Below are 24,115 nucleotides of genomic sequence, written 5' to 3'. Positions count from 1 at the left end.
TATGGAAGAAGAGAAAAGGGACATATTTGCATCTTATCATCCTATAGTTAATTTTCTTTTCTTTTCATTAGTTTTAGGAATAACTATGTTTTCACAGCATCCTATGGTTTTGATTATTTCATTTTTAGCAGCATCATCTTATGCTGTTCTTTTAAAGGGATTAAAGAAGGTAGCAAAGTTCAATTTTTTATTTACTCTTCCAGCTATGGTAATAGTAGCTTTTGTTAATCCTGCATTTAATCATTATGGTGTAACACCATTGTTTTATTTAAAGACAGGAGCAGTTACTTTAGAAGCTGTTGTTTATGGAGTAGTATTAGCATGTAATTTATTTATAATTATACTTTGGTTTACATGCTATAACGAAATAATGACTAGTGACAAGTTTATTTATCTATTTGGACGTATAATTCCAGCAATGTCCCTAGTATTGTCTATGGCTTTACGATTTGTTCCTAAATTTATTGAGCAAGTTAAAGAAATTAGAAATGGACAAAAATGCGTTGGAAGGGACATTAAGAATGGTAGTTTTATAAAAAAAATAAAATATGGAATTAAAATTATTTCTATTTTAGTTACATGGTCATTAGAGGATGCCATCGAAACCTCAGATTCCATGAAGGCAAGAGGCTATGGATTAAAAGGAAGAACAGCTTTTTCTTTATATAAACTAGATAAAAGGGATAAAATAATGATCACAATTCTAGGAATGTTGTTTTTAATATTTTGCCAAGGGATGAAAGCAGGATATACCAATGCAATATATGATCCTATGATTAAAATAGGTGGCATGACATTGTCTGTAGGTGTAATTTTCACCTGGTTAGCATTTGCAACCATATGTTTTATACCATGTATTTTGCAAGGTCATGAGGCCATATTATGGAAAAAGCTGCATGTAAAAATAGAGGAAGAAAGAAATATTCCGTCTTATTTATATACATTGATGGGAGAAGAGAGGATAGGTGATAAAGAACATGGAAGATAAGAATTGTATTATAGAAATTAAAGATCTTACTTTTTCTTATCCGTTGCAGCAATATGCTTCTCTAAATAATATTAATTTGTCCATTGAAGAAGGTGAATTTATAGTATTTTGCGGGAAAAGTGGTTGTGGAAAAAGTACTCTTTTACGCCATTTAAAATCAGTACTAGAACCTCATGGAAAAAGGTGTGGTAAAGTGCTATATTATAGCACACAATTATCTCAGGTATCTGAAAGAACGCAAAGTGCAGAGATTGGATTTGTATTACAAAATCCAGATAATCAAATAGTAACGGATAAGGTATGGCATGAATTAGCCTTTGGCTTAGAAAGCTTAGGGTATGATACCCAAACCATTAGACTTAGAGTAGCTGAAATGGCATCATATTTTGGAATACAACAATGGTTTATGAGAGATGTTAGAGAACTTTCCGGTGGACAAAAGCAACTATTAAATTTAGCCTCAATTATGGCAATGCATCCAAAAGTATTAATATTAGATGAACCAACTTCACAGCTTGACCCAATTGCTGCTTCAGATTTTTTAGAAACTGTTAAGAAAATAAATAGGGATATAGGAACAACGATTATACTGACAGAGCATCGTTTAGAGGATGTAATTCCCTTTGCAGATAGGGTATACGTTATGGAGAATGGACAAATATTAACTGAGGGTACTCCTAGAGAGATTGGAGAAAGATTAAAAGAACTTAACAATGATATGTTTGTATCCATGCCAACGCCAATGCAAATTTATACAGGAGTAAATAATGATTACATATGTCCATTGACGGTAAGAGAAGGAAGAAGATGGATAGATAATATAGTAAAGAATAAGAAGAGTATTGATTTGAAAAAAATAGAAGAAACAAGAGTATCAAGAAATAGTATAAAGATGAAAAGTAATATAGAAATTCCCGCTATAAAGGTAAAGGATGTATGGTTTAGATATGGTAAAGATATGGCAGACGTTGTAAAGGATTTGTCAATGGAAGTCAAGACAGGTGAGTTTTTTGCATTGTTAGGGGGAAATGGAACGGGGAAGAGTACAACACTTAGTATGTTAGCACGTATAAGGTTCCCATATAGGGGGAAAATATGGTTAGATGGAAAAGCATTAGAAAAATATACAGATAATGAGCTTTATAATGGATTTTTAGGAGTATTACCTCAAAATCCTCAAAGTTTATTTGTGAAAAATACAGTAGAAGAAGATTTGTATGAGATGATTGATGGAAGAAAACAACGTAAAAGTGATGCTTATCCAATTGATATGAAAAAGGAAGATGTAATAAAAGGGATAATATCTTTGACTAAACTAGAAGGATTAATGAATCGTCACCCCTATGATTTAAGTGGTGGAGAGCAGCAAAGACTTGCCCTTGCAAAGGTACTTTTATTAAGACCTAAAATTCTTTTAATGGACGAACCTACTAAGGGCCTTGATAATTACTACAAACAAGAATTCGGGAAAATACTAAAAAAACTTACAGAACATGGGGTTACAATTTTGCTCATATCCCATGATGTGGAATTTTGTGCACAATATGCAGATAGGGTAGGGTTATTCTTTGAAGGACATATAGTGTCAACTTCTACGGCAAAAGAGTTTTTTGCAGGAAATAGTTTTTATACTACAGCTGCCAATAGAATGGCTAGAAAGCATTATCCAGAGGCAGTTACTGTAAAGGATGTGATAGAGTGCTTAGGGAAAAAGTTATAGATGAATTTTTAGACATGTTTCTAGAAAATAAAAATAAAGTAGAAGTTGATATAGATTTTTGGAAAGAAGATAAGAAAAATATCAAAGAGGTATTAAAGAACAACATTTTCGAAGAAGGAATAAGAATTTCTAAGGAAGAAAAGAGAAAAATCCCCAAACGTACGTGGGTTGCAATGTTTTTAATATTAGTAATGATTCCAATTACTGTGTGGATAGGAATTACATATTTAAATGATAGAAAGTATTTGTTTATTAGTTTAGTTATAGTGATTTATTCCACAATTCCTTTTTTTATGATATTTGAAAGTCATAAGCCAAAGGCTAGAGAATTAGTTATAATAGCTACATTGTCAGCCGTTGCAGTGGCTGGTAGAGGCGCATTTTTTATGCTTCCCAGTTTTAAACCAGTAGCAGCTATAGTGATTATATCTGCCGTTTGCTTTGGAGGAGAATCAGGTTTTTTAGTAGGAGCCGTATCAATGATTGTATCAAATATGTTTATGGGGCAGGGTCCATGGTCTCCATGGCAAATGTTCGCCATGGGTATAATTGGATTTATTGCTGGAATTTTATTTAATAAAGGCTGGTTAAAAGCAAGTAGAGGTTCTTTGTGTATATATGGTTTTTGGTCTGTATTTATTATATATGGAGGAATAATGAATCCTGCCTCTTTAGTAATGATGTCTAAAAGAATTACTTGGAAAGGGTTATTAGCTGTATACATTTCAGGAGTTCCTGTCGATTTGGTACATGCTACAGCTACTGTTATCTTTTTATGGATTATAAGTAAGCCTATGATTGAAAAGCTAGAGAGAATTAAGGTTAAATATGGATTGATTGAAGGAGAAGATACTAAATGAAGAGAGAAGAAATATCTAAAAAAGCTAACAAAGAGAACAGTAAAGCTAAAGATATGAAAAAGAAGAATAATAGAATATTAAATATTATTATGATTTTTGCTATATGCATTATAGTTTATGGAATATGGAGTGTAATATATTTAAAGACACAATATAAAAAAGCAGGAGAAGAATATGAAAAGTTACGTAAAACAATGAGTATATCCTCTGAAGAAAATTTACTCGATAAAGATGCACCTAATTTAAATATAGATTTAAAACAATTAAAGAAAGAAAATCCAGATACTATTGGGTGGATTTATTATCCATGTCTTAATATCAATTATCCAATTATGAAAGATGAGGATAATACTTACTATATTAAACATACATTCTCAGGGGATAAAAATGATATAGGAAGTATTTTTTTGGACTGCATGGCAAGTGAAGACTTTACTGATGACAATACTTTTTTATATGGACATAATGCAATGGATGGCTCTATGTTGGGCAGTTTAAAAGATATAAGAGAAGTGGGGGTAGTTGAGAAAAATCCTTATTTTTGGATATATACCGAGAATGGATGGCAAAAGTACAGCATATTTTCCTATCATGATGCTAAGAAAACAGATAATACTTTTAAAATAAAATTTGATAATGAAGAAGAGCATAAGGCATTTTTAGAGCACATAGTAGAGCTATCAGAAGAAAAAATAGATGTTAAAGTTTCAGAAAAAGATAAAATTGTAACACTAGCTACATGTACAAGTAACTCATCTATACGATTTGTAGTCCATGGAGTAGAAATAAAGTAAAACTGAGTAAAAACTTCATTTGATTCAAAGAACTATGTTTATGTGACTCTGTGTTAGTGTTTGTATAGTCCATAGTGATTATTCTCTGTGTATGTATTTTTTATAGATTAAATCATAACACAGAATAATCCACTATGGTTTTTTTATTGGTTCAATTTCAATATACAACTAGTCCATAATTTTCATATGTGAAATAACGTGAAATAAAGAAAATAAATTTAACATAATTTTAGAATAACTAGATAATTATGTATAAAATGTATTATAATTATTTAAATAAGATAGTAAGGGTATATGGAGGACCTTAATATGGAAATAGTAGAAATAAAAATTTCAAACTACGAGGATATTTTTAAACTAGGGACTTCTACCCCTGGAATGAGTCTTGGAGGTCTATGGGATGGGAGAAAAGAGAGGATTTAAATTACTATAATTTAAGCTTTAATAAAGAAAATTAATTTAGTTGGGGGATTAATATGGAGAAGAAGATAAAATTGATTATAACTGATTTAGATCGGACCCTTTTAAGGACGGATAAAAGTATTTCTAACTATAGCTTAGATGTTATAAGAAGATGTAAGGAGCAAGGAATATTTATTGCTATAGCTACAGCCCGTTCAGAGCAAGCTGCTGCAAATTATATTAAATTAATTGATCCTGATATTGTAATTTCTAATGGGGGAGCATTAGCAAAGTGCAAAGATGAAGTTATTTATAAATGTATGCTATCAGCACAGGTATCTGATTCCCTAATTAAAGATTGTGTGATGAGTTCAAATATTGGTGAAATAACTGTTGAAACTGAAAGTGGATATTATAGCAATAGTGAAGAGATAAATAAATTCGGTGAAGATTATACTCATGCTAAATATAATGATTATTCCAAGTCGCTAAAATGTATGACATATAAAATAACTGTGGAGGTTTTCGAAAGTAAAGCTGCAGAGGAGCTGGCTTCTAAGTATCCACAATGTAGTTTTCTAACTTACGTTGGAGAAGATTGGTGTAGATTTGCTCATAGAGATGCCACAAAAATTAATGCCATTAATGAAATCGTTAAGTATTTAAATATTAACCTAGAAGAGGTAGCTGCATTTGGTGATGATATTAATGACCTAGGAATGATAAAACATTGTGGACAAGGTATAGCAGTATCAAATGCAATTAAAGAAATTTTAGAATGTGCATCACATATTACAGGAAGTAATGATGAGGATGGTGTAGCAGCTTATATTAGAGAAAATTTCTTATAATAAATTCATTAAGGGGGTGCTTTAACATGAAAAAGAAACTAAAACTTATATCAATATGTTTAATATCTATTCTTTGTTTAACAGCTTGTTCAAAGGTAAATGAAAATCTAGAAGTAAAGGCTTTGAAAAAAAGTGTAATACCAATAAGTACAGTGGAAGCTGGTAATGGTTTTGAAGATTTAATGCCACTTAAGGATATATTAAAAGATAAGAAGATAGTTGCTATGGGGGAAGCAACTCATGGCACTAGTGAATTTTTTAAAATGAAGCATAGATTCTTTGAATTTTTAGTAGAAGATATGGACTATAGAGTATTTGCTATGGAATGTGACGGGGGTGGCGGACAAGTCATAAATGATTATATTTTAAATGATAAAGGTAGTTTAGAAGAGGCTTTAGAAGCTACTAAATTTGCTGTATGGAGAACAGAAGAAGTAGAAGACATGATAAAGTGGATGAAGGAATACAATGATGAGCCATCTCATAAAGAAAAGATTAGATTTTATGGATTTGATATGCAGGGGATAACAGACACACTTCCCAGGCTCAGTTTCTATCTAGATTCTATTGATAAAGAAGTAAAAACTTATGTGGAAGAAATGATTCAGCCCTTATATAAAGATCAAATGAATATAAAAAATTATTCAACGCAGGAAATGAAAAATCTAAAGACTCAATTAAATGAAGTAAAGGTAAAACTTCAAGTAAATAAAGAGAAATATATTGCAGATAACTTAAAAAGCAGCTATGAAATGGCGTTATGGAACTTAGATTTAGTAATTCAATTTATTGACTATTACTACACAAGCAATGGCATAGAATCTATAACTATTAGCAATTCGAACTTAAGAGATAAATATATGGCTGATAATGTTAAATGGATACAAGAACATGAAAAAGAACAAGGTAATGATACGATTATGTTATGGGCGCACAATTTACATGTTTCTCATATTGATGAGGAGTATATATATATGGGAAAAAGACTTAAGGACAAATATGAAGATGAGTATTATTCTATAGGATTTGAGTTCTCAAGGGGGGATTTTACTTCACATGGTGAAAGCTCTGGAATTTATGAAGCATTTCATATAGATAATAATGACCCTAATTACTTATGTTATTCTTTTGATAAAACAAAGATACCTATTTCGTTTTTAGATTTCAAATCTGCTTCTACAAACAATGTTGTATCTGAATTTTTATCAAACAGACAATATATTCATGTATTTGGAGATAATTATTTAGGTAGTGAAGTATCACATTCTTTTATGTATTCACCTAGAAACTTATTTGATGGATTAATATATATAAAAGAAACTACAGAGTCTAAGCTCGTAGACTAAAATAATAGCTTAATGGGGGATATGAATATGAAAATGAAACTAAAACTTATATCAACGTGTTTAATCTCTATTCTTTGTTTAACTGCTTGTTCAAAGGTAAATGAAAATCCAGAAGTAAAGGATTTGAAAAAAAGTGTAATACCAATAAGTACAGTAGAAGCTGGTAATGGCTTTAAAGATTTAATGCCGCTTAAGGACATATTAAAAGATAAGAAGATAATTGCTATGGGGGAGGCAACTCATGGCACTAGTGAATTCTTTAAAATGAAACATAGATTCTTTGAGTTTTTAGTAGAAGAAATGGACTATAGAGTATTTGCTATGGAATGTGACGGGGGTGGCGGACAAGTCATAAATGATTATATTTTAAATGATAAAGGTAGTTTAGAAGAGGCTTTAGAAGCTACTAAATTTGCTGTATGGAGAACAGAAGAAGTAAAAAACATGATAAAGTGGATGAAGGAATATAATGATAATCCATCTCATAAAGAAAAAATTAAATTTTATGGATTTGATATGCAGGGGATAGTAGATACACTTCCTAAACTTAGTTATTATTTAGGGGAACTAGACAAAGAGCTACAGACTAAGGCAGAAGAAGATACTCTTAACACAATTTATAGAAACGATATTAAAGCTCTTACAAATGAACAACTTGATAGTATTCTATTAAATATAAATGAAATTAAGAAAGATATGGAGAATGAAAAAGAAAAGTATTTAAATAACAACTTACAGAATGAGTATGAGTTAGCTATATGGAATCTAAACCTTGTATCCCAATGTGCAGAATATAGCATAGAAGTTAATAAAAGTGTAAATCCTATGATTCAATCAGTAGCACCAAGTAATTTACGAGATAAATATATGGCTGATAATGTTAAATGGATACAAGAGCATGAAGGTAAATTAGGAAATGATAAAGTTATGCTATGGGCGCACAATGTACATGTATCATATATGGATGATATTTATAAATATATGGGTAAAAATTTAAAGGAAATGTATGGAGATGAATATTATTCTATAGGCTTTGAACTTTCTAGAGGAAGCTTTAATACAATTGATATGTCTACTGGGACTTCGACAAGATTTGATATAGATAATAATGGCCCTGAATATTTAGCATACAAATTTGATAAAACCCAGATACCTATATCATTTTTAGACTTTAATTCAGCCTCTAAAAGTAAAAAAATATCAGAAATATTATCGGAGAGTCAAAGTTTTAATCATAATGGTGGATTTTATGATGATGAAAATACTCCAAGAAGCTTTCAATATATACCTAAAAACTTATTTGATGGATTAATATATATAAAAGAAACTACAGAGTCTAAGCTCGTAAACTAAAATAATAGCTTAATGGGGGATATGAATATGAAAATGAAACTAAGACTTATATCAATTGTTTTATTATCCATTCTTTGTTTAACAGCTTGTTCAAAGGTAAATGAAAATCCAGAAGTAAAGGCTTTGAAAAAAAGTGTAATACCAATAAGTACAGTAGAAGCTGGTAATGGTTTTGAAGATTTAATGCCACTTAAGGATATATTAAAAGATAAGAAGATAGTTGCTATGGGGGAAGCAACTCATGGCACTAGTGAATTTTTTAAAATGAAGCATAGATTCTTTGAATTTTTAGTAGAAGATATGGACTATAGAGTATTTGCTATGGAATGTGATGGTGGAGCTGGACAAGTTATAAATGACTATATTTTAAAAGGGGAAGGTAACATAGAAGATTCTTTACCTGCATTATATAGAACAGAGGAAGTAAAAAACATGATAAAGTGGATGAAGGAATATAATGATGATCCATCTCATAAAGAAAAGATTAAATTCTATGGTATGGATATTTTTAATATAGTAGAGACACTTCCTAAACTTAGTTATTATTTAGGAAAACTAGATAAAGAGCTACAGACTAGGGTAGAAGATACTCTTAACACAATATATAGAAACGATATTAAAGCACTTACCAATGAACAACTTGATAGTATTCTATTAAATATAAATGAAATTAAGAAAGATATGGAGAATACAAAAGAAAAGTGCTTAAATAACAACTTACAGAATGAATATGAGCTAGCTATATGGAATCTAAACCTTGTATCTCAATGTGCAGAATATAGCATAGAAGTTAATAAAAGTGTAAATATATATGTTGAATCAGTAGCAACAAAGAATATACGAGATAAATATATGGCGGCCAATGTTAAATGGATACAAGAGCATGAAAGCAAATTAGGAAATGATAAAGTTATGTTATGGGCGCACAATAAACATGTATCATATATAGATGATATTTGTAAATATATGGGTAAAAATTTAAAGGAAATGTATGGAGATGAATATTACTCTATAGGTTTTGAGTTTTCTAGAGGAAGCTTTTATATATGGAATGCAGGCGATATTTATAGTAGGACTTTGACAAGATTAGATATAGATAATAATGGTCCTGAATATATATCATATAAGTTTGATAAAACCCAGGTACCTATTTCATTTTTAGACTTTAATTCAGCATCTAAAAGTGAAAAAATATCAGAAATGCTATCGAAGAATCAAACTTTTAATTATAGTGGTGGATTTTATGATGATGAAAATACTCCAAAAAGTTTTCAATATATACCTAAAAATTTATTTGATGGATTAATATATATAAAAGAAACTACACCTTCTAAAATACAATAAGCCATTAAAGTTTGTCAAAATTATTAAAATAAAAAAAGAGTAACAGCGTTAAGAGGATAATTTAGATGAAGAATAAAGATTTTATAAATATAAACTACCTTAAACATGGTAATAAAAAACAACAAAATTCTTATAAAGTACTTAAGGAGCTAGATATATTTAATGTTTTAAGAAAGTTTAATCCAATATTAGTAGGGACTATACCTATTAATATTGATATAGAAAACAGTGATTTAGATATAGTATGTGAAGTTTATGATTTTAAGGAATTTCAGAAGATAGTAGAAGATAGGTATTCTATGTTCAGTAAATTTCATATAAGTAATAATAGTACAGATAATGAGACAATATTAACTGTAAACTTTTATGTGGAGGATATTGAAATAGAAATATATGCTCAGTCATTGGATAGTTGTAAACAGAATGGTTATAGGCATATGGTAGTGGAAGATAGAATACTTAGATTAGGTGGAGAAAGAACTAGAGAAGAGGTTGTTATACTTAAGAAAAATGGATTGAAAACAGAACCGGCTTTTGCAAAACACTTAGGTTTAGATGGAAATCCATATGATGAGCTATTGAAATTAGAAGAATATAGTGATAAAAAGATTAAGGATATGTTAGATAATATTAGAAATAGTTAGTTAAATTTAGATATTCAGCAATAAACATTAAAAGAACTACTAAAACTTCTAATTTGAAGGTAAAACAATGGTTAGGGCTATAATTAATGGTTTGACATGAAAATTAGAAGGGTATAATATAATATTAACAATTGAATATTATGGAAGATGGGTTCGGTTATATTTTCCTATAACTGATTAAAAGAGAAGTTGGGTGAAAATCCCACACGGTCCCGCCGCTGTAAGAGAGGAGTTTTCTTCTAAGATGCCACTGTTTTTTATGGGAAGGCAGAAGAAAATAATGATACTTGAGTCAGAACACCTGCCTATTTTTTACGCTATAATTCTACGAGAGATGGAAGGGTGTGATTTAATCTATGATAGATAAGATTTAAGACCTTTTAGTTTTAGTAGCTAAGAGGTTTTTTAATTTACCATTAATAAAGCAATAAATTTAAATTATTAGTAAGGAGTGAGTGGATATGAAAAGAGCACAATTTGATAAGGAAAGTTTATTATTAGTTATATCAGAAATACCAAAGGTTTTAAAAAACCTAGATCATATTGTAGATAGGAATAATGAAAAACCAGATACTGCAGAAGGGAATTTTAAGGCGGAATTTACTAACTTTATAGAGCTTTTAGGAAAATATATGAGTAAATGCTTAGTGACTATAAGCGAGCCTTATAATGAAAATTTATATAGTGTAAGTATAGACAACTCAGTAGATGCTGGATTTTTACCACAAATATCATCTGAGTTTTATAACTATTTAAAAGGCTTTAAAAACTGTGAAGAAACTATAAAAAATGTATCCTATAATGAACTATATAAATTCTACGTGGATAACCATGATAACATAAATAAATTATATGACCATATGATAGAGTTTACTAACAAATTATAAAAAATAAACCGTACCCTAAAAGGTGCGGTTTATTTTTATAATTAAATCTTTATTTTAGTTAAAAAGTGAACTGAAGAATTCGCTAATCCAGCTAAATAGTTTATCAAAGAAGCCTGAATCCTTAAGTTCTTTTCCTAGAGCATCCATTTCATCTTTAAATTTAGATGCACTTTTGTCTAAGGTATCCTTAAGTTTAGAGTAGTCTAAGTCTAGGTCATTTATATTAGACATTAATGTAACCATATTGTTTTGAATGGTAGCACTTATATCTACATCATACTTTTTTTCAACTTTTTCAATAATTTCTTTAATTTCCTCTTCGTTAGAAGGTTTGTCTTTTATAACGGCTGTTTTAACTTCGTTGATAATTGCAGAAGCTTCTGTATCACCTATCTCTTCAGCTAAATCTAGGGATACATCTATTTCCTCTTGGGCTGCTTTTTTATTAGAGGTAGATAACTCACCACCCATTATATTCTCAGCACCAGCAAGGATTCCAGCAAGGGCTGATTCTCCAGTTACTTCAAAAGGAGCTGAGGCTGTAACCTCTGCATTCAATATTCCAGAAGTAATTAATGCATTTGCAAGCATATCATTAGTTACTAGTGTTAAGTTAGAAGAGTTTACTGTTACGCCATTTTCCTTTTGTAATAGCTTAACATAGGCACTAGAATACCATCCACCTGTAAAATTGGCTAATTCTTTTTCATCAAGACCAAATTGTTTTAGTGCCATTTTACTGTCTACATATATAGCTTCAATATTGTTTGGAGCTTTAAAGTACTTTCTTAATTGAGCTTCTTGACTATCACTTAAATCAGAACCAAAGCTTAGAATTTCACCACTTGGGTATTCACCGTGAATATCTGCAAAAGCAGTTGTAGGTATAGATATACATGTTAGAATACCTATAGTCATAGCTAATTTTTTTAAAAATTTCTTTGACATGTTAAATTCTCCTTATACTTAAAATGTAAGTAATACTATCTAATAATAAAATCTAGATAGTTACTTTATATATCTAATTATATATATTATATTTTATATTTATAGGATATAGAATAAATATTAATAAATTTGTAAGAAATGAAAAAAGTGAATTAACTGTAACATCTATGGAAATAAAACAATTTTAGTATTAGAATGGAATTATAGTTAAATTTTAAAATAAAGGTGGGATTTGGATGTATAAAAATCAAATAGAAGAGTATTTTCACAATCATAAAGATGAAATGTTAAATGACATATGCGATTTAATAAGAATAAGAAGTGATAGATCAGAGGCTAAAAAAGATATGCCTTTTGGAGAGGGTCCAGCAAAGGCTCTTAAGGCTGCTTTAGATTTAGCAGAAGGTATGGGATTTAAAACTACAAATTATGATAACTATGTAGGAGCTATTGATTTTAATAATAAAGAAAAGCAACTGGATATTTTAGCCCATCTAGATGTAGTACCGGTTAGTGATGATTGGACAGTTACAAAACCTTTTGAGCCAATAATAAAAGATAGTAAATTATATGGAAGAGGTTCAGCTGATGACAAGGGACCAGCATTAGCAGCTTTATATGCTTTAAAGGCTGTTAAAGACTTAAATATACCTTTAAGTAAAAATGTTCGTCTTATATTAGGAACAGATGAGGAATGTGGAAGTTCTGATATAGCATATTACTATAAAAAAGAGAAAGAAGCACCTATGACCTTTTCACCTGATGCAGACTTTCCTGTTATAAATATTGAAAAGGGAGGACTACATAGTCCCTTTGAAAGTAAGTTTGAAGAAGATAACAATTTACCAAGAGTAGTTTCTATGACAAGTGGAGTTAAGGTTAATGTAGTTCCAGACACTGCAATTGCAGTTGTGGAAGGCTTCTCAGAGGAAGAAATAAATAAATATTGTATAGATGCAGCAAAAAGCACAAATTTAAAATTCACCTTTGATAAAGACGGTGAAAGCTGGGTTATTAAGGCCAAGGGAGCAGGAGCACATGCGTCTACTCCTGAAAATGGAAATAATGCTCTTACAGGAATGTTACAGTTACTTACATCTATGCCATGCGCTAATAGTGAAGGATTTAAGAAGCTATGTGCTGTTAGTAAGTTATTCCCACATGGAGATTTCAAGGGGGAAGCTTGTGGTGTTAAGATGAGTGATGATTTATCTGGTGAATTAACTATAACTTTAAATATATTTAAATATACTACTTCAGAGTTAAGCGGAACCTTTGATTGTAGAGCGCCACTTTGTGCAACTAATGAAAATGTGCGTGATGTTTTAAGAGACAATATGGCAAAGGATAATATAATCTTATCTAGGGATGATATGTTCCCAGCTCATCATGTTGATGAAAACTCCGAGTTTATACAAACTCTTTTGAAATGTTATGAAGAATATAGTGGACAAAAGGGAGAATGTATAGCCATAGGAGGAGGTACCTATGTTCACCATATTAATAATGGAGTAGCTTTTGGATGTACAATGCCAGGTACTGATAATAATTTACATGGTGATGATGAGTTTGCAGTAGTAGATGAACTTCTACTTAGTGCTAAAATATTTACTCAAGTAATTATTGATCTATGTAAATAATATTTTAATTTAATAAGCCTAGTTAGGATAAGTAGAATAATAATTTCGTTTATCTTAGCTAGGCTATTTTATAGTAATTAAATAGACAAGAAGAGTATTAAATATTATCCCTATTATAACAGGGATTTAACCATGTTATAAAACAGCAAAATCTCTGAAACCCGCATGAAATAAAACAACTAGTTAACTAGTTATATAGTTTTATAGTTAAATAGGTTTATATGTAAATAGTTTCCTATATAAATATTTACATAGGAAACTATCTCACTTAATAAGTTTTGGGTTGTAATAAACTCTAGTTTCATTCCTTTAAAAGTACCTGGGGGGGACAAATTTTAAAAGGGAATCTTATGAAGCTAGAGTATGTATAGATAATATTGTTTATACTACAACCTAGACTATACCAGGTTGTAGCAATTATATTATATGTCAAAGAAGGATGTATATTATCTTCTACCTTCGCATACAGTTGGACCTTCAATTAAAGTTGCAAAATTGTATTTATGAGTATGATCATCTTCTTCAGTAGTTGTTCCTTTTACAAAGTGAACATGTCTTCCATTTCCAACAGGAATAGCTGGACCGGTTGTATCAGAAATTTCATGAAAGTGATTATAAAAATCAGTATTTGTTTCAAGTCTATGCACATGTGAATTTCCACTAGGAATGGCTTCTCCAGTTACACCAGCAAATCTATGATTATGAACAGAACAATCTGCACAAGCTAATTTTGTACTACCATTATATTCATGGACATGTCTTTGAACTCTATGTCTATTACATTCACTAGAAGGACTACTATTAGAATCAAAGCTAGAGCAATTGTTGTTATCATATTCATAATTATTATAATCAGAATAACACTCGAAATCATCGGAGTATTCAAAATCATTATTATTAAATCTATTACTCATTTATATTCCCCCTATGTCATAGCGGCATATTACATATTATGATTATTCTAATATATTGGTGACACCTTTATTATGATTTTTAAAAATATATTTTATTAAAAGATATATTTTTTTATAAAACCTTTTAGATAATATTTTAGAGTGAAATGTAGCATAATTAAGATATATATTTTATTTCATTAATACTTTTAAAGTTTGATTTAATATAAGTAGAAGTAGATATTAGTTAAGGGAGAGGAGGAGTAGATTTGAGTTCAATGATATATATACAGATTATAGGATTAATAATATTAATAATACTATCTAGCTTTTTCTCTGCATCGGAAACTGCCTTAATGTCTATTAGCAAGATAAGAGTTAGACATATGGTAGAGGAAAACATAAAGGGAGCTAATAAAGTTAAGGAGTTAACGGATAATCCTAGTAGCTTATTAGCATCAATTTTAGTTGGGAATAATATTGTAAATATAGCATCATCTTCTTTAGCAACGGTTTTAGCTATTAAGCTTATTGGAAGTAGAGGTGTGGCTATAAGCACTATAATAATGACTATAATAGTACTTATTTTTGGCGAGATTACCCCAAAAACGTTAGCTTCACAAAATTCAGAGCAGGTATCACTAAGAGTTGCAAGTCCAATATTTATTGTAAGCAAGATATTTAAACCAATAGTTATCATAACTACTACAATATCAAGTTTCTTTATAAAATTATTTGGAGGGAAAAGTGATAGTAATAAACCATTTATAACAGAAGATGAATTAAAAACCATGGTAGACGTTAGTGAAGAAGAAGGTATATTAATGTCAGAAGAAAAGGATATGATTCACAATGTGTTTCAATTTGGAGATCTTTATGCAAAGGATGTTATGGTTCAAAGGGTAGATATAATAGCTTTAGATATAGAGGAGAGTTTAGATAAGATTATTTCAGTTATAAAGGAAGAAGGGTTTTCAAGAATACCTATATATTCAGATACAATAGATAATATTGTAGGTATATTAAATGTTAAAGATATTATATTTATGGAAGATACTAAGGAATTTAGTTTGAAAAATTATATGAGAGAAATAACTTATACCTACGAATTTAGAAAAGTTACAGAGCTTTTTAAAGATATGAATAAAAATAGGCAGCATATGGTAGTAGTACTTGATGAATATGGTGGAACCGTTGGAATTGTAACTATTGAGGATTTAATAGAGGAGATAGTTGGAGATATAAGTGATGAATATGATGATGAAGAACCAGAAATATATGTGGTAAAGGAAGATGAATATATAGTTGGAGGAAGTGTTAGAATAGAGGATATAAATGAACTTATAGGAACAAAAATTGAGTCCGAGGAATTTGACTCCATAGGTGGATTTATAATAGGTGTGCTAGGAAGATTTCCTAATATAAGCGAAGAAATAATTTATAGTAATTATAGATTTATAATTGAAGATATAGATCGTAATAGGATAAAGAAAATTAGAATATATACATAGGTAGGAGTAAATAAAGAATAGATATTAATAAAACTTTACTAATATCTATCTTTTTATTTATAGAATTTATATTGCTTATGTTGTAAAGCTGTTATAGAGCTAAACTAAGAGCTATAAGACCTTGTCCTACATAGTAACATAACAAGTTCAATGCTGTCATGTAAGATGGTGATTTTTTATGAAAATATATAAAGCATAAAATTAAATCAGATAAAAAGAATAGACATGCACCTACAATTATAAGTATAGTACTTAAAAAGTTTTCATGGATTAAGGGAGTTAATGATAATGCCCTTGTAACCATAAAACTAATTATAATTGAATAAGTAACAACTAGTTTATAGGCTCCCTTAAAATCAAAGCCTTTTATTAGATTTAAAAATAGAATAGAGATTATTGAAATTAGTATAAATAATAGAACATGCCAAATTAGCACTGGAGTAAGAGTAGCAAAGGCTAAAGAAAAGAATATATGAGCAATAGAAAAACTAATTAATCCATATACAAACATTTTGCTTACTTCATCTTCTTCATTAGTATTAAAGGCAAGGAATACATCTCCAATTAAAGATGTTATTAATGCAAAAAGTATAAAGATGAAATATTGGGTATTGAAGTAAAGAATTTTACAGCTAGATACGCATATAGCAATAAATAATAGACTAGTAATAGTCTTAACTATAGGCATTTTATAGCCATGAGGATGATAATTAAAGTATATTAGAAATCCTAGTGATATTAGCATAAATATAAAAAATGTAATTGATAACATACTTAACCCTCCTTCAATAAAATATAAGTAATAAGATTATTATAGCATATGTTACATATAAGTAAAACAATGGAAAAGAAAATGTTTTATTAATAGATAAATATTATTTAATTAAAATGTATTGATTTTTTATAAATAATGCTTTAACATGTAAATTACATAGATTTCGAAAATGAAAGAGAGGTATTTTTGTGAGTGTCTAGTATCTAAAATAGTAATTAAATATTAATCTTAAAAATTAGGGTAGTATATACCTTTATTTGTTGTGGGATTAATTAAAACTATTAAAGATACAAGTCCACGAAATTTACCTTAGGATAGCTATAGCTATCTCTGTTAATGGCAAGTTTAAAGCTGTGGGAGTATCCATGGCTTTTTTTATTTTGGAAATCTATGAAGGATTTCATGGACTTAATAATAAGTAAAGGAATCGTGAAAATGAATATTAGTACATTGGAAAAATTACATTATAATAAAATAAAGGAAATTATTAAATCTTATTGTGTAAGTGGATTAGGAAGAGAATTACTAGATAAACTTCAACCTAGTAATAATATTAAACAAGTGAAAAGAATGTTAGAGGAAACATCTGAAGGTAGAAACCTTATTGATGCTTCTTATCATATGCCATTAAAGGGAATATTTAATATTGCTCCTTTGATAGATAAGATTGAAAAGGGCTCAGTACTTGAACCATCAGAGCTAACAACAATAGATAATTTTTTACGTGGATGCAGAAAGGTTAAAATTTTTATAGAAGATAAAGAAGGATATGCCCCAACTTTAAGTGCTTATGGTAAAAGTATCACAGAATTAAAATATATTGAAGAGGAAATAGAGACTTCAATTAAAGGAAGCATAGTGGATTCTAGTGCTAGTAAAGAACTTAAGAGAATTAGACGACATATAGAAAGTTGTGAAGAAAAGATAAAAGAAAGGTTAGATAAGTTTATAAGAAGTAGTGCCAATAAAGAATATATTCAAGAATTTTTTATAAGTCAAAGGAATGGTAGATATACAATTCCTATAAAGGCTTCCTATAAGAATCAAGTTCAAGGGTCCATAGTAGAAGTGTCTTCTAAAGGGACTACTGTATTTATAGAGCCAAGTTCTGTATCAAAGTATACTGCAGAGTTAACTACACTAAAATCAGAAGAGACCATGGAAGAGTATAGAATACTTGCAACTTTAACTGATATGATATTTGAGAGGATTAAAGAGCTAAAGATAAATATAGAAGTCATTGCAGAATATGATATGATTCTAGCAAAAGCAAAATATAGTAAAGATATAGATGGAATACAGCCGATTCTAAATAATCATGGATATATAAATATAATTAAGGGTAGATATCCATTAATTAAAAATGTCGTTCCGCTAGATTTTAATATAGGGAATGATTATAGAACCTTGATTATAACTGGACCTAATGCAGGGGGAAAGACAGTGGTGTTAAAGACAGTGGGACTTCTTACATTAGCTACGCAAAGTGGCTTTCATATAGGTGCTGAATCAGGAAGCGAAATAGCCATATTTGAGAAGATATATGTGGATATTGGAGACGACCAAAGTGTGGAAAACGCTTTAAGTACATTTTCATCTCATGTTAAGAATCTTAGTGGAATTTTAAATGAGAGTAATAAAAATACCCTTCTTCTTCTAGATGAGATAGGAAGTGGTACAGAACCTAATGAAGGAGCAGCACTTGCTATTGCCATATTAGAGGAGTTTTATCATAAAGGATGCATTACCATAGCATCTACTCATTATGGAGAGATTAAAAACTTTTCTCAAAGTCATCCTGATTTTGAAAATGCAGCCATGGAATTCCAAAGAGAGACCTTAGATCCACTATATAAGCTTTCTATTGGGAAGAGTGGAAATAGTAATGCTCTTTATATTTCTAAGAAAATGGGTATAGCTGATAGAATAATAGAGAGAACAAAAAAATATATTGAAACTAAAAGTTATAACTATGAATTACTAAGGGATAGCAAGATTACTAAAAATAAAGAAGTTGATAATTATAGTGAAGAATCCTATAACTTTGAAAAAGGTGATAGAGTTATTGTTTTAGATAAGAAGTTACCAGGAGTTGTGTATAAAGAAAAGAATGAATTCAATAATGTAATTGTATTTTTAGATGGTGATTTTATTGAAGTGAATTATAAGAGGTTAAAGCTAGAGGTTAGTGCTAAAGAGTTATATCCTGAAGGTTATGACTTAAATCAGATTTTTATAGCTTATAAGGAAAGAAAGTTAGAACATGATATAGAAAGAGGTTCTAAAAAAGCACTTAAAAAAATTAAAAAGGAATCCCAAAAGGGAATTATAAATAATAGCTAGTATTAATATAGGTATATATAATAAAATGGCGGAGGATATCCTTCGCCATTTTATTATAAGATTTTAATGTAGGTATTAACGTATTTAATTATTTTTAGATAAAGCCTTAATTTTTTATAATATGGGTTTCTATAATTTGAAGTTCTTTAATCAATTCTTGTCTAACAAAACCTTTTGTGTTTACTGAGTCAGAAGTTATAACTCGCACCTCGTACCATAAGGTTTCTAAAGCTTCAACTGCATCAAGAATTGCTACCCTTGAGTTAGATGGGATGGAGCGGAGTATAGGACTATTACTGAGAGGTGAGATATAAAGAGAGCACCGCTTTATTGTTTCGCCAGTATTAAATCTAATAGGCCTAGAGTAAACTTTTAGAGTTTCATTTGGCTTATTAATAGTGTTTAATTGAGATGTTAAACTATTATTTTGTTTTGTTAGAACTCTTACTTGAATATTTTGTTTGTTATATTTATCATTTAAAAGATAATATAAAATTCCTAATCCACCAGAGGTAAGAAGTAGGACATAAATGAAAAAAGTTTTTATCACGAATGTACCTCCATAAAAGAGCTTGGTAGTATAAATATATTCCTTTTATTTATGAAATAGACTTAGTAAAATTAATAAGTAATATTAATAAAACTAGTAGAAGTTTAGTGATATAATTCTATGTGAGGAGTTGATGAATAAATGGCTAATACTAAAACTAATGTGATGAGGATACTAGATAATAGTAATATAAATTATAATATATATACATATGAGGCTAAGGGGAGTGCTGTAGATGGAATCTCAGTAGCTAACAAAATAGAAGTAGCAGTAGAAAAGGTATTTAAAACTCTTGTTACAAAAGGCCATAGTGGAGATTTTTATGTATTTGTAGTTCCTGTAGCAAAGGAACTGAATCTTAAGGCGGCAGCAAAGTGCGTTGGAGAAAAGTCAGTGGAAATGATAAAAGTAAGTGATATGCTTAAGATAACGGGATATATTAGGGGTGGATGCTCGCCTATAGGTATGAAGAAAAATTATAATACTGTAATTGATGATTCATCCTTGAATTTAGATAAAATTATTGTAAGTGGTGGCAAAATTGGATTTCAAGTAGAAATAGCGCCAAAGGATTTAATTCAGCTGATAAATGCCGAAACCAGCTCCATTGTGAATTAAGATATAAATAAAAGAAATAAAGGTAGTGTTAGTAGATATAATTTAATTCTTACTAAGACTACCTTTAATTATTATATAGCTAAAGAAAAACTAACATAATCTAATATAAAATCGTCAGCTAAAGCTTTCATGTCATTGTGCTGCTCTAAGGAATGTTCATCATATACGCCTATAACCTTCATACCAGCTTTTTTAGCACCTTGTACGGCTGGAAGTAAGTCTTCAAAAACCATGCACTTATCTGGAGAAACGCCTAATTTATTGGCTGTTAGAAGATATACATCTGGAAAATCTTTTCCTCTTTTTACCTCATTAGTTAAGGTTATTGTATCAAAATATTCATATATTCCATTAGCTTTTAAGCAAGCTTCTAAAAGCAAAGTGTTATTGCTGGTAGCCAATGCAATTTTTATATTATTTTCTTTAAGTAGATTAAAAAATTCTTTAACACCAGGTTTTAGTTTCACTTTATTACAGTAAGCTTCATAAGCCATGTCATTCCAATGCTCTTTAATTTCTTCTAAGGTATAGGGTAAATTAAAGGAATTCTTAAAGTAAATAGCTACTTCATTAAAGCTAAGATGAGAAATGTCATTATTTAATGATGGAGGCACATCTAAATTATGTTTAGCTAGGTATTCCGTATCGATTTTATTCCATACCCACATAGAATCAACTATAGTACCATCCATATCAAAAATTGCAGCGTCTATATTTTTAAACATATATTATCACCCCCCGCATATTAACATAACAAATAAAACTTTTAATGTAAAGTGTAATGAATGGAATACGGAAACTATCTCTTACTGCTAATAAAAAAGTAATAAGAAAGAATGTAATAAAATTAAAAACATATAATGTATTAGTAAAATAAAGGGGGAAAACTATGGATCTCTTAGGTAAGTTTTGGGGTATTATTTCGGTAATATTTATTTTAGGAGCGTTGTCAAGAGTAGTATCTTTAGGGTTTTATAATAAGTTTATTAGAGGGTTATCAAAGAAAAAACATAGAGGCATAATAAATAAAACTATTAACATGAATAGTATTTTAGAAGAAAACCATGGTGTATTTGGAGTGGGGGCATTTATTTCTTCTATAATTCATATGTTGATAATGAATCATAAGGAAAGTTTTTCTTTTTGGGGAATTGCAACCTTTGTATGTGTTTTAATAATGGTAGCTACTGGAATTATAAATAAATTTATTTATAGAGATAAGAGGGGGCAAATAAGAAAGTTTCATACTACTATAATATTAATATATATTGTTTCTTTAGTAATGCATATAATTTTCACCAAATGATATATTGTTCAAGAAAAGATGTTAATAAGTGTAATAAAAAAAGATAGTGTTCTTGTAACAGGTGTAAGGTTTAGTTATAAAATACTATCTTCCTATAGTAAATAAAAACATATATTGTAAACAGAGTTCTTTGCTTCAGAGGGAGTTTTTAATCCCGCTGAAGCTTAGAAATCGTTATCCAGGGACATAGCAGCTCTTTACTCCTACTTTAGGAGTATTAGAGCTGATAGTCATCGGATAAAATAAAAAGGAACATGATATTCATGTTCCTTTTGGTCGGGGTGACAGGGATTGAACCTGCGACCTCATGGTCCCAAACCACGCGCGCTCCCATCTGCGCCACACCCCGCCGACAAAAATTATTATATGATATATTTAATAGGTTGTCAACATATTTTATGCAAAAAGTTTTGCGACATTATATATTATTTTTAAAAGGCCAATAAAAGGTGTTATAAAACCAGTATATTGTAAATAATAAAAGATGTTACTGAACGTAAAAAGTTTAATATATATATTTACATAATATTATTGTCATTAAAAAAGGAGGAGTACAAAAGATGAAGGAATATAGGTTTAGTGAGGCTTCTAAAAGATATATGAGAAAGCAATTGTCTAATAGTATACTTTTATCGAGTCTTTTACTGATAATTACAATAGGATTATTTATAAGGAACAATCTTTTCTATGGGAGATTTTTATTAGTGTTTTTTATAGTAGGACTAATAGTTACAGGTCTTGTTACTAAAAAAGTAAGAAGCATTGATGAGCTTAAATATATAAAAGTATATAAAGATAAATTTTGTATAAATAACAATATGAATGAAAAACCAAAAACTCTTTATTTTAGAGATGTAAATAAAGCAATGAGGGATAATAAAGGGATTATATTTTATGTGGGGAAAAGAGATTATAGAATATTATCTAGTTTTTTAGAGCAAAGTGAAGTTGATGAACTTTGGAAGATGTTTTCCAGGTATAAATAGATATATTTACTATAATTAAATTCTATAGATTAGATTATGAGCATAGGTATATATTATTCTTAAATTAAGGGGGAGCATAAATGAGTAAAATGAATGTTGCTACTTTAGGAGTAATTATATTAGTTATTTTGGGATTAGTGTGGATTATATGCTTTGATAATATTGATAATAGTAGCCATGAAATAATTAATAAAGAAAGAGAAATTATAAATTATGATGAGATAAAGGGAATTTGGTTATCTTATTTAGATTTATCAGCTATGCTTAAGGGGAAAAATGAGAATGAATTTAGAAAAAATATATCACAAGCAATAGAAAATGTAGAAGCTATGGGATTGAATACTTTAATTGTACAGGTAAGACCTTTTTCTGATGCCTTATACAAATCTAAATATTATCCATGGTCTATATATTGTTCTGGTATAGAAGGTAATGCTCCGGGCTATGATCCTCTTCAAGTTATTATAGAGGAAGCGCATTTAAGAAATATAAGAGTGGAGGCTTGGATTAATCCTTATAGAGTTAGAAGTGATAGTGTTAAGTTGCCACTGTCTTCGGAGAATCCTGCTAACAAATGGATAAAGGATGGTAGTGATAATATAATAAAATGTAATGGTGGAATATATTATAATCCTGGCAAAGAAGAAGTTAGGCAACTTATAGTGAATGGAGTAAAAGAAATAGTGGAGAACTATGAAGTTGATGGAATACATTTTGATGATTATTTTTATCCATCTAGTGATGTGTCTATAGATAGTAAAGCTTATGGCAAGTATACAAGTTCAGGAGGAGATTTAGATTTAGAGAGTTGGAGACGTGAAAATGTTAATATTCTCGTAAGGCAGGTTTATTCAATTGTTAAAGAGATAAGCCCAGAGGTAGTCTTTGGAATAAGTCCACAAGGCTCTATGGATAATAACTATAATAGCCAATTTATTGATGTGAAGAAGTGGGTTCAAAACCCTGGATACATTGATTATATTTGCCCACAAATATATTATGGCTTTTTAAATGATAATAGCAATTTTCAACAAGTTATTGAAGAGTTTGATAGTCTTGTTACTGAATCTACAGTAAATTTATATATAGGTTTATCTGTATATAAAGTAGGTAGTGAAGATACTTGGGCAGGTAATGGAAAGGATGAGTGGAGAAATAGTACAGATATACTAAAAAGACAGGTACAAGCTTCCAGAAAGTTAAAAAAGTACAAAGGAATATTACTATTTAGGTATGACTCTTTGTTTAATCCATCATCAAATGTAAAAAATCAAATACAACAGGAGAGATCAAATTTAAAATCTTTATTTAAGTAAAAAAAAGAAAGGGGTGACTATTAAAATGGAACCTATAGAA

The 24,115-nt window shown here is 29.5% G+C and carries 22 protein-coding genes, 1 tRNA gene and 1 riboswitch; of the genes, 17 read left to right on the top strand and 6 right to left on the bottom strand.

Annotated elements, in window-relative coordinates; all coding sequences use genetic code 11:
- Nucleotide 1 precedes the first annotated feature (1 nt).
- The 10 genes from B2694_RS17250 to B2694_RS17205 all read left to right on the top strand — a co-directional run bounded on the left by B2694_RS17250 (nucleotide 2) and on the right by B2694_RS17205 (nucleotide 11,189).
- Nucleotides 2–988: an energy-coupling factor transporter transmembrane component T gene (locus tag B2694_RS17250; protein ID WP_346886808.1), complete on the top strand. Its 987-nt coding sequence runs from the start codon at nucleotides 2–4 to the stop codon at nucleotides 986–988.
- A complete protein-coding gene (locus tag B2694_RS17245; RefSeq protein ID WP_346886800.1) occupies nucleotides 978–2,708 on the top strand; it encodes an energy-coupling factor transporter ATPase in 1,731 nt (576 codons plus the stop codon). Before B2694_RS17250 ends, B2694_RS17245 begins: the two co-directional genes overlap by 11 nt.
- Nucleotides 2,687–3,568, top strand: a complete 882-nt coding sequence (locus B2694_RS17240; protein ID WP_346886799.1) for an ECF transporter S component — start codon at nucleotides 2,687–2,689, stop codon at nucleotides 3,566–3,568. The genes B2694_RS17245 and B2694_RS17240 overlap by 22 nt, the downstream gene beginning before the upstream one ends.
- On the top strand, nucleotides 3,565–4,362 hold the full coding sequence (gene srtB, locus B2694_RS17235) for a class B sortase (protein WP_346886798.1): 798 nt from the start codon (nucleotides 3,565–3,567) through the stop codon (nucleotides 4,360–4,362). Before B2694_RS17240 ends, srtB begins: the two co-directional genes overlap by 4 nt.
- Before the next feature lie 476 nt (nucleotides 4,363–4,838).
- The gene (locus B2694_RS17230; protein WP_346886797.1) at nucleotides 4,839–5,615 is read left to right on the top strand and encodes an HAD family hydrolase; all 777 of its coding nucleotides are present in this window, start codon (nucleotides 4,839–4,841) and stop codon (nucleotides 5,613–5,615) included.
- 26 nt (nucleotides 5,616–5,641) lie between these two features.
- Nucleotides 5,642–6,961 carry an erythromycin esterase family protein gene (locus B2694_RS17225; RefSeq protein ID WP_346886796.1) on the top strand — a complete coding sequence of 440 codons (1,320 nt, stop codon included), beginning with the start codon at nucleotides 5,642–5,644 and terminating at the stop codon, nucleotides 6,959–6,961.
- Nucleotides 6,962–6,988: 27 nt separating this feature from the next.
- The gene (locus tag B2694_RS17220; protein ID WP_346886795.1) at nucleotides 6,989–8,314 is read left to right on the top strand and encodes an erythromycin esterase family protein; all 1,326 of its coding nucleotides are present in this window, start codon (nucleotides 6,989–6,991) and stop codon (nucleotides 8,312–8,314) included.
- A gap of 27 nt (nucleotides 8,315–8,341) precedes the next feature.
- Nucleotides 8,342–9,658 (top strand): erythromycin esterase family protein, encoded by a 1,317-nt coding sequence (locus B2694_RS17215; protein ID WP_346886794.1) that lies wholly within the window; start codon nucleotides 8,342–8,344, stop codon nucleotides 9,656–9,658.
- A gap of 65 nt (nucleotides 9,659–9,723) precedes the next feature.
- Complete coding sequence (locus B2694_RS17210) at nucleotides 9,724–10,302, top strand: DUF4269 domain-containing protein (protein ID WP_346886793.1); 579 nt, start codon at nucleotides 9,724–9,726, stop codon at nucleotides 10,300–10,302.
- A 132-nt stretch (nucleotides 10,303–10,434) separates the two neighbouring features.
- A riboswitch (cobalamin riboswitch) is annotated at nucleotides 10,435–10,625 on the top strand.
- Nucleotides 10,626–10,763: 138 nt separating this feature from the next.
- On the top strand, nucleotides 10,764–11,189 hold the full coding sequence (locus B2694_RS17205) for a hypothetical protein (protein ID WP_346886792.1): 426 nt from the start codon (nucleotides 10,764–10,766) through the stop codon (nucleotides 11,187–11,189).
- Between the two features lie 54 nt (nucleotides 11,190–11,243).
- Here B2694_RS17205 and B2694_RS17200 read toward each other — a convergent pair whose 3' ends face one another.
- Nucleotides 11,244–12,137, bottom strand: coding sequence for a DUF1002 domain-containing protein (locus B2694_RS17200; RefSeq protein ID WP_346886791.1), 894 nt, complete (start codon nucleotides 12,135–12,137; stop codon nucleotides 11,244–11,246).
- Between the two features lie 236 nt (nucleotides 12,138–12,373).
- On the opposite strand from B2694_RS17200, the gene pepV reads away from it, so the two are divergent.
- Complete coding sequence (pepV, locus tag B2694_RS17195; protein WP_346886790.1) at nucleotides 12,374–13,777, top strand: dipeptidase PepV; 1,404 nt, start codon at nucleotides 12,374–12,376, stop codon at nucleotides 13,775–13,777.
- A gap of 446 nt (nucleotides 13,778–14,223) precedes the next feature.
- Here the strand turns inward: pepV and B2694_RS17190 are convergent, their stop codons facing one another.
- Nucleotides 14,224–14,691 carry a YmaF family protein gene (locus B2694_RS17190; RefSeq protein ID WP_414632740.1) on the bottom strand — a complete coding sequence of 156 codons (468 nt, stop codon included), beginning with the start codon at nucleotides 14,689–14,691 and terminating at the stop codon, nucleotides 14,224–14,226.
- 257 nt (nucleotides 14,692–14,948) lie between these two features.
- On the opposite strand from B2694_RS17190, the gene B2694_RS17185 reads away from it, so the two are divergent.
- Nucleotides 14,949–16,181, top strand: a complete 1,233-nt coding sequence (locus B2694_RS17185) for a hemolysin family protein (RefSeq protein ID WP_346886807.1) — start codon at nucleotides 14,949–14,951, stop codon at nucleotides 16,179–16,181.
- Nucleotides 16,182–16,272: 91 nt separating this feature from the next.
- Here the strand turns inward: B2694_RS17185 and B2694_RS17180 are convergent, their stop codons facing one another.
- Nucleotides 16,273–16,953, bottom strand: coding sequence for a lysoplasmalogenase (locus tag B2694_RS17180; protein WP_346886789.1), 681 nt, complete (start codon nucleotides 16,951–16,953; stop codon nucleotides 16,273–16,275).
- 438 nt (nucleotides 16,954–17,391) lie between these two features.
- Between B2694_RS17180 and B2694_RS17175 the strand changes: the two genes are divergently transcribed.
- Entirely contained in the window at nucleotides 17,392–19,299 is a 1,908-nt protein-coding gene (locus tag B2694_RS17175) for an endonuclease MutS2 (protein ID WP_346886806.1), read from the top strand.
- A gap of 106 nt (nucleotides 19,300–19,405) precedes the next feature.
- On the opposite strand, the gene B2694_RS17170 is transcribed toward B2694_RS17175, so the two are convergent.
- Nucleotides 19,406–19,849: a hypothetical protein gene (locus B2694_RS17170; RefSeq protein WP_035132539.1), complete on the bottom strand. Its 444-nt coding sequence runs from the start codon at nucleotides 19,847–19,849 to the stop codon at nucleotides 19,406–19,408.
- Between the two features lie 141 nt (nucleotides 19,850–19,990).
- Here B2694_RS17170 and ybaK point away from each other — a divergent pair, with 141 nt between their 5' ends.
- Nucleotides 19,991–20,467 (top strand): Cys-tRNA(Pro) deacylase, encoded by a 477-nt coding sequence (gene ybaK / locus B2694_RS17165; protein ID WP_346886788.1) that lies wholly within the window; start codon nucleotides 19,991–19,993, stop codon nucleotides 20,465–20,467.
- A gap of 71 nt (nucleotides 20,468–20,538) precedes the next feature.
- Here ybaK and B2694_RS17160 read toward each other — a convergent pair whose 3' ends face one another.
- The gene (locus B2694_RS17160; protein ID WP_346886787.1) at nucleotides 20,539–21,192 is read right to left on the bottom strand and encodes an HAD family phosphatase; all 654 of its coding nucleotides are present in this window, start codon (nucleotides 21,190–21,192) and stop codon (nucleotides 20,539–20,541) included.
- Nucleotides 21,193–21,356: 164 nt separating this feature from the next.
- On the opposite strand from B2694_RS17160, the gene B2694_RS17155 reads away from it, so the two are divergent.
- Complete coding sequence (locus B2694_RS17155; protein WP_346886786.1) at nucleotides 21,357–21,773, top strand: hypothetical protein; 417 nt, start codon at nucleotides 21,357–21,359, stop codon at nucleotides 21,771–21,773.
- Nucleotides 21,774–22,046: 273 nt separating this feature from the next.
- Here B2694_RS17155 and B2694_RS17150 read toward each other — a convergent pair.
- Nucleotides 22,047–22,122 (bottom strand) — tRNA-Pro (locus B2694_RS17150).
- 211 nt (nucleotides 22,123–22,333) lie between these two features.
- On the opposite strand from B2694_RS17150, the gene B2694_RS17145 reads away from it, so the two are divergent.
- Nucleotides 22,334–22,759 (top strand): hypothetical protein, encoded by a 426-nt coding sequence (locus B2694_RS17145; RefSeq protein ID WP_346886785.1) that lies wholly within the window; start codon nucleotides 22,334–22,336, stop codon nucleotides 22,757–22,759.
- An 80-nt stretch (nucleotides 22,760–22,839) separates the two neighbouring features.
- Nucleotides 22,840–24,075, top strand: coding sequence for a glycoside hydrolase family 10 protein (locus B2694_RS17140; RefSeq protein WP_346886784.1), 1,236 nt, complete (start codon nucleotides 22,840–22,842; stop codon nucleotides 24,073–24,075).
- Nucleotides 24,076–24,115 lie beyond the last annotated feature (40 nt).

This window comes from Clostridium sp. UBA4395, from assembly GCF_002390995.1.
In the GTDB taxonomy this organism is placed as follows: domain Bacteria; phylum Bacillota; class Clostridia; order Clostridiales; family Clostridiaceae; genus Clostridium_J; species Clostridium_J sulfidigenes.
Note: the sequence above shows the minus strand (reverse complement) of the source record. Positions and strands in the feature narration are given on the sequence as shown.

Coding starts and splice junctions, on each gene's coding strand:
- B2694_RS17160 (WP_346886787.1), bottom strand. CDS start 21,192: ATGTTTAAAAATATAGACGCTGCAATTTTTGATATGGATGGTACTATA.
- B2694_RS17200 (WP_346886791.1), bottom strand. CDS start 12,137: ATGTCAAAGAAATTTTTAAAAAAATTAGCTATGACTATAGGTATTCTA.
- B2694_RS17220 (WP_346886795.1), top strand. CDS start 6,989: ATGAAAATGAAACTAAAACTTATATCAACGTGTTTAATCTCTATTCTT.
- B2694_RS17140 (WP_346886784.1), top strand. CDS start 22,840: ATGAGTAAAATGAATGTTGCTACTTTAGGAGTAATTATATTAGTTATT.
- B2694_RS17155 (WP_346886786.1), top strand. CDS start 21,357: ATGGATCTCTTAGGTAAGTTTTGGGGTATTATTTCGGTAATATTTATT.
- B2694_RS17175 (WP_346886806.1), top strand. CDS start 17,392: ATGAATATTAGTACATTGGAAAAATTACATTATAATAAAATAAAGGAA.
- B2694_RS17225 (WP_346886796.1), top strand. CDS start 5,642: ATGAAAAAGAAACTAAAACTTATATCAATATGTTTAATATCTATTCTT.
- ybaK (WP_346886788.1), top strand. CDS start 19,991: ATGGCTAATACTAAAACTAATGTGATGAGGATACTAGATAATAGTAAT.
- B2694_RS17215 (WP_346886794.1), top strand. CDS start 8,342: ATGAAAATGAAACTAAGACTTATATCAATTGTTTTATTATCCATTCTT.
- pepV (WP_346886790.1), top strand. CDS start 12,374: ATGTATAAAAATCAAATAGAAGAGTATTTTCACAATCATAAAGATGAA.
- B2694_RS17210 (WP_346886793.1), top strand. CDS start 9,724: ATGAAGAATAAAGATTTTATAAATATAAACTACCTTAAACATGGTAAT.
- B2694_RS17185 (WP_346886807.1), top strand. CDS start 14,949: ATGATATATATACAGATTATAGGATTAATAATATTAATAATACTATCT.
- B2694_RS17145 (WP_346886785.1), top strand. CDS start 22,334: ATGAAGGAATATAGGTTTAGTGAGGCTTCTAAAAGATATATGAGAAAG.
- B2694_RS17180 (WP_346886789.1), bottom strand. CDS start 16,953: ATGTTATCAATTACATTTTTTATATTTATGCTAATATCACTAGGATTT.
- B2694_RS17245 (WP_346886800.1), top strand. CDS start 978: ATGGAAGATAAGAATTGTATTATAGAAATTAAAGATCTTACTTTTTCT.
- B2694_RS17190 (WP_414632740.1), bottom strand. CDS start 14,691: ATGAGTAATAGATTTAATAATAATGATTTTGAATACTCCGATGATTTC.
- B2694_RS17205 (WP_346886792.1), top strand. CDS start 10,764: ATGAAAAGAGCACAATTTGATAAGGAAAGTTTATTATTAGTTATATCA.
- B2694_RS17250 (WP_346886808.1), top strand. CDS start 2: ATGGAAGAAGAGAAAAGGGACATATTTGCATCTTATCATCCTATAGTT.
- srtB (WP_346886798.1), top strand. CDS start 3,565: ATGAAGAGAGAAGAAATATCTAAAAAAGCTAACAAAGAGAACAGTAAA.
- B2694_RS17230 (WP_346886797.1), top strand. CDS start 4,839: ATGGAGAAGAAGATAAAATTGATTATAACTGATTTAGATCGGACCCTT.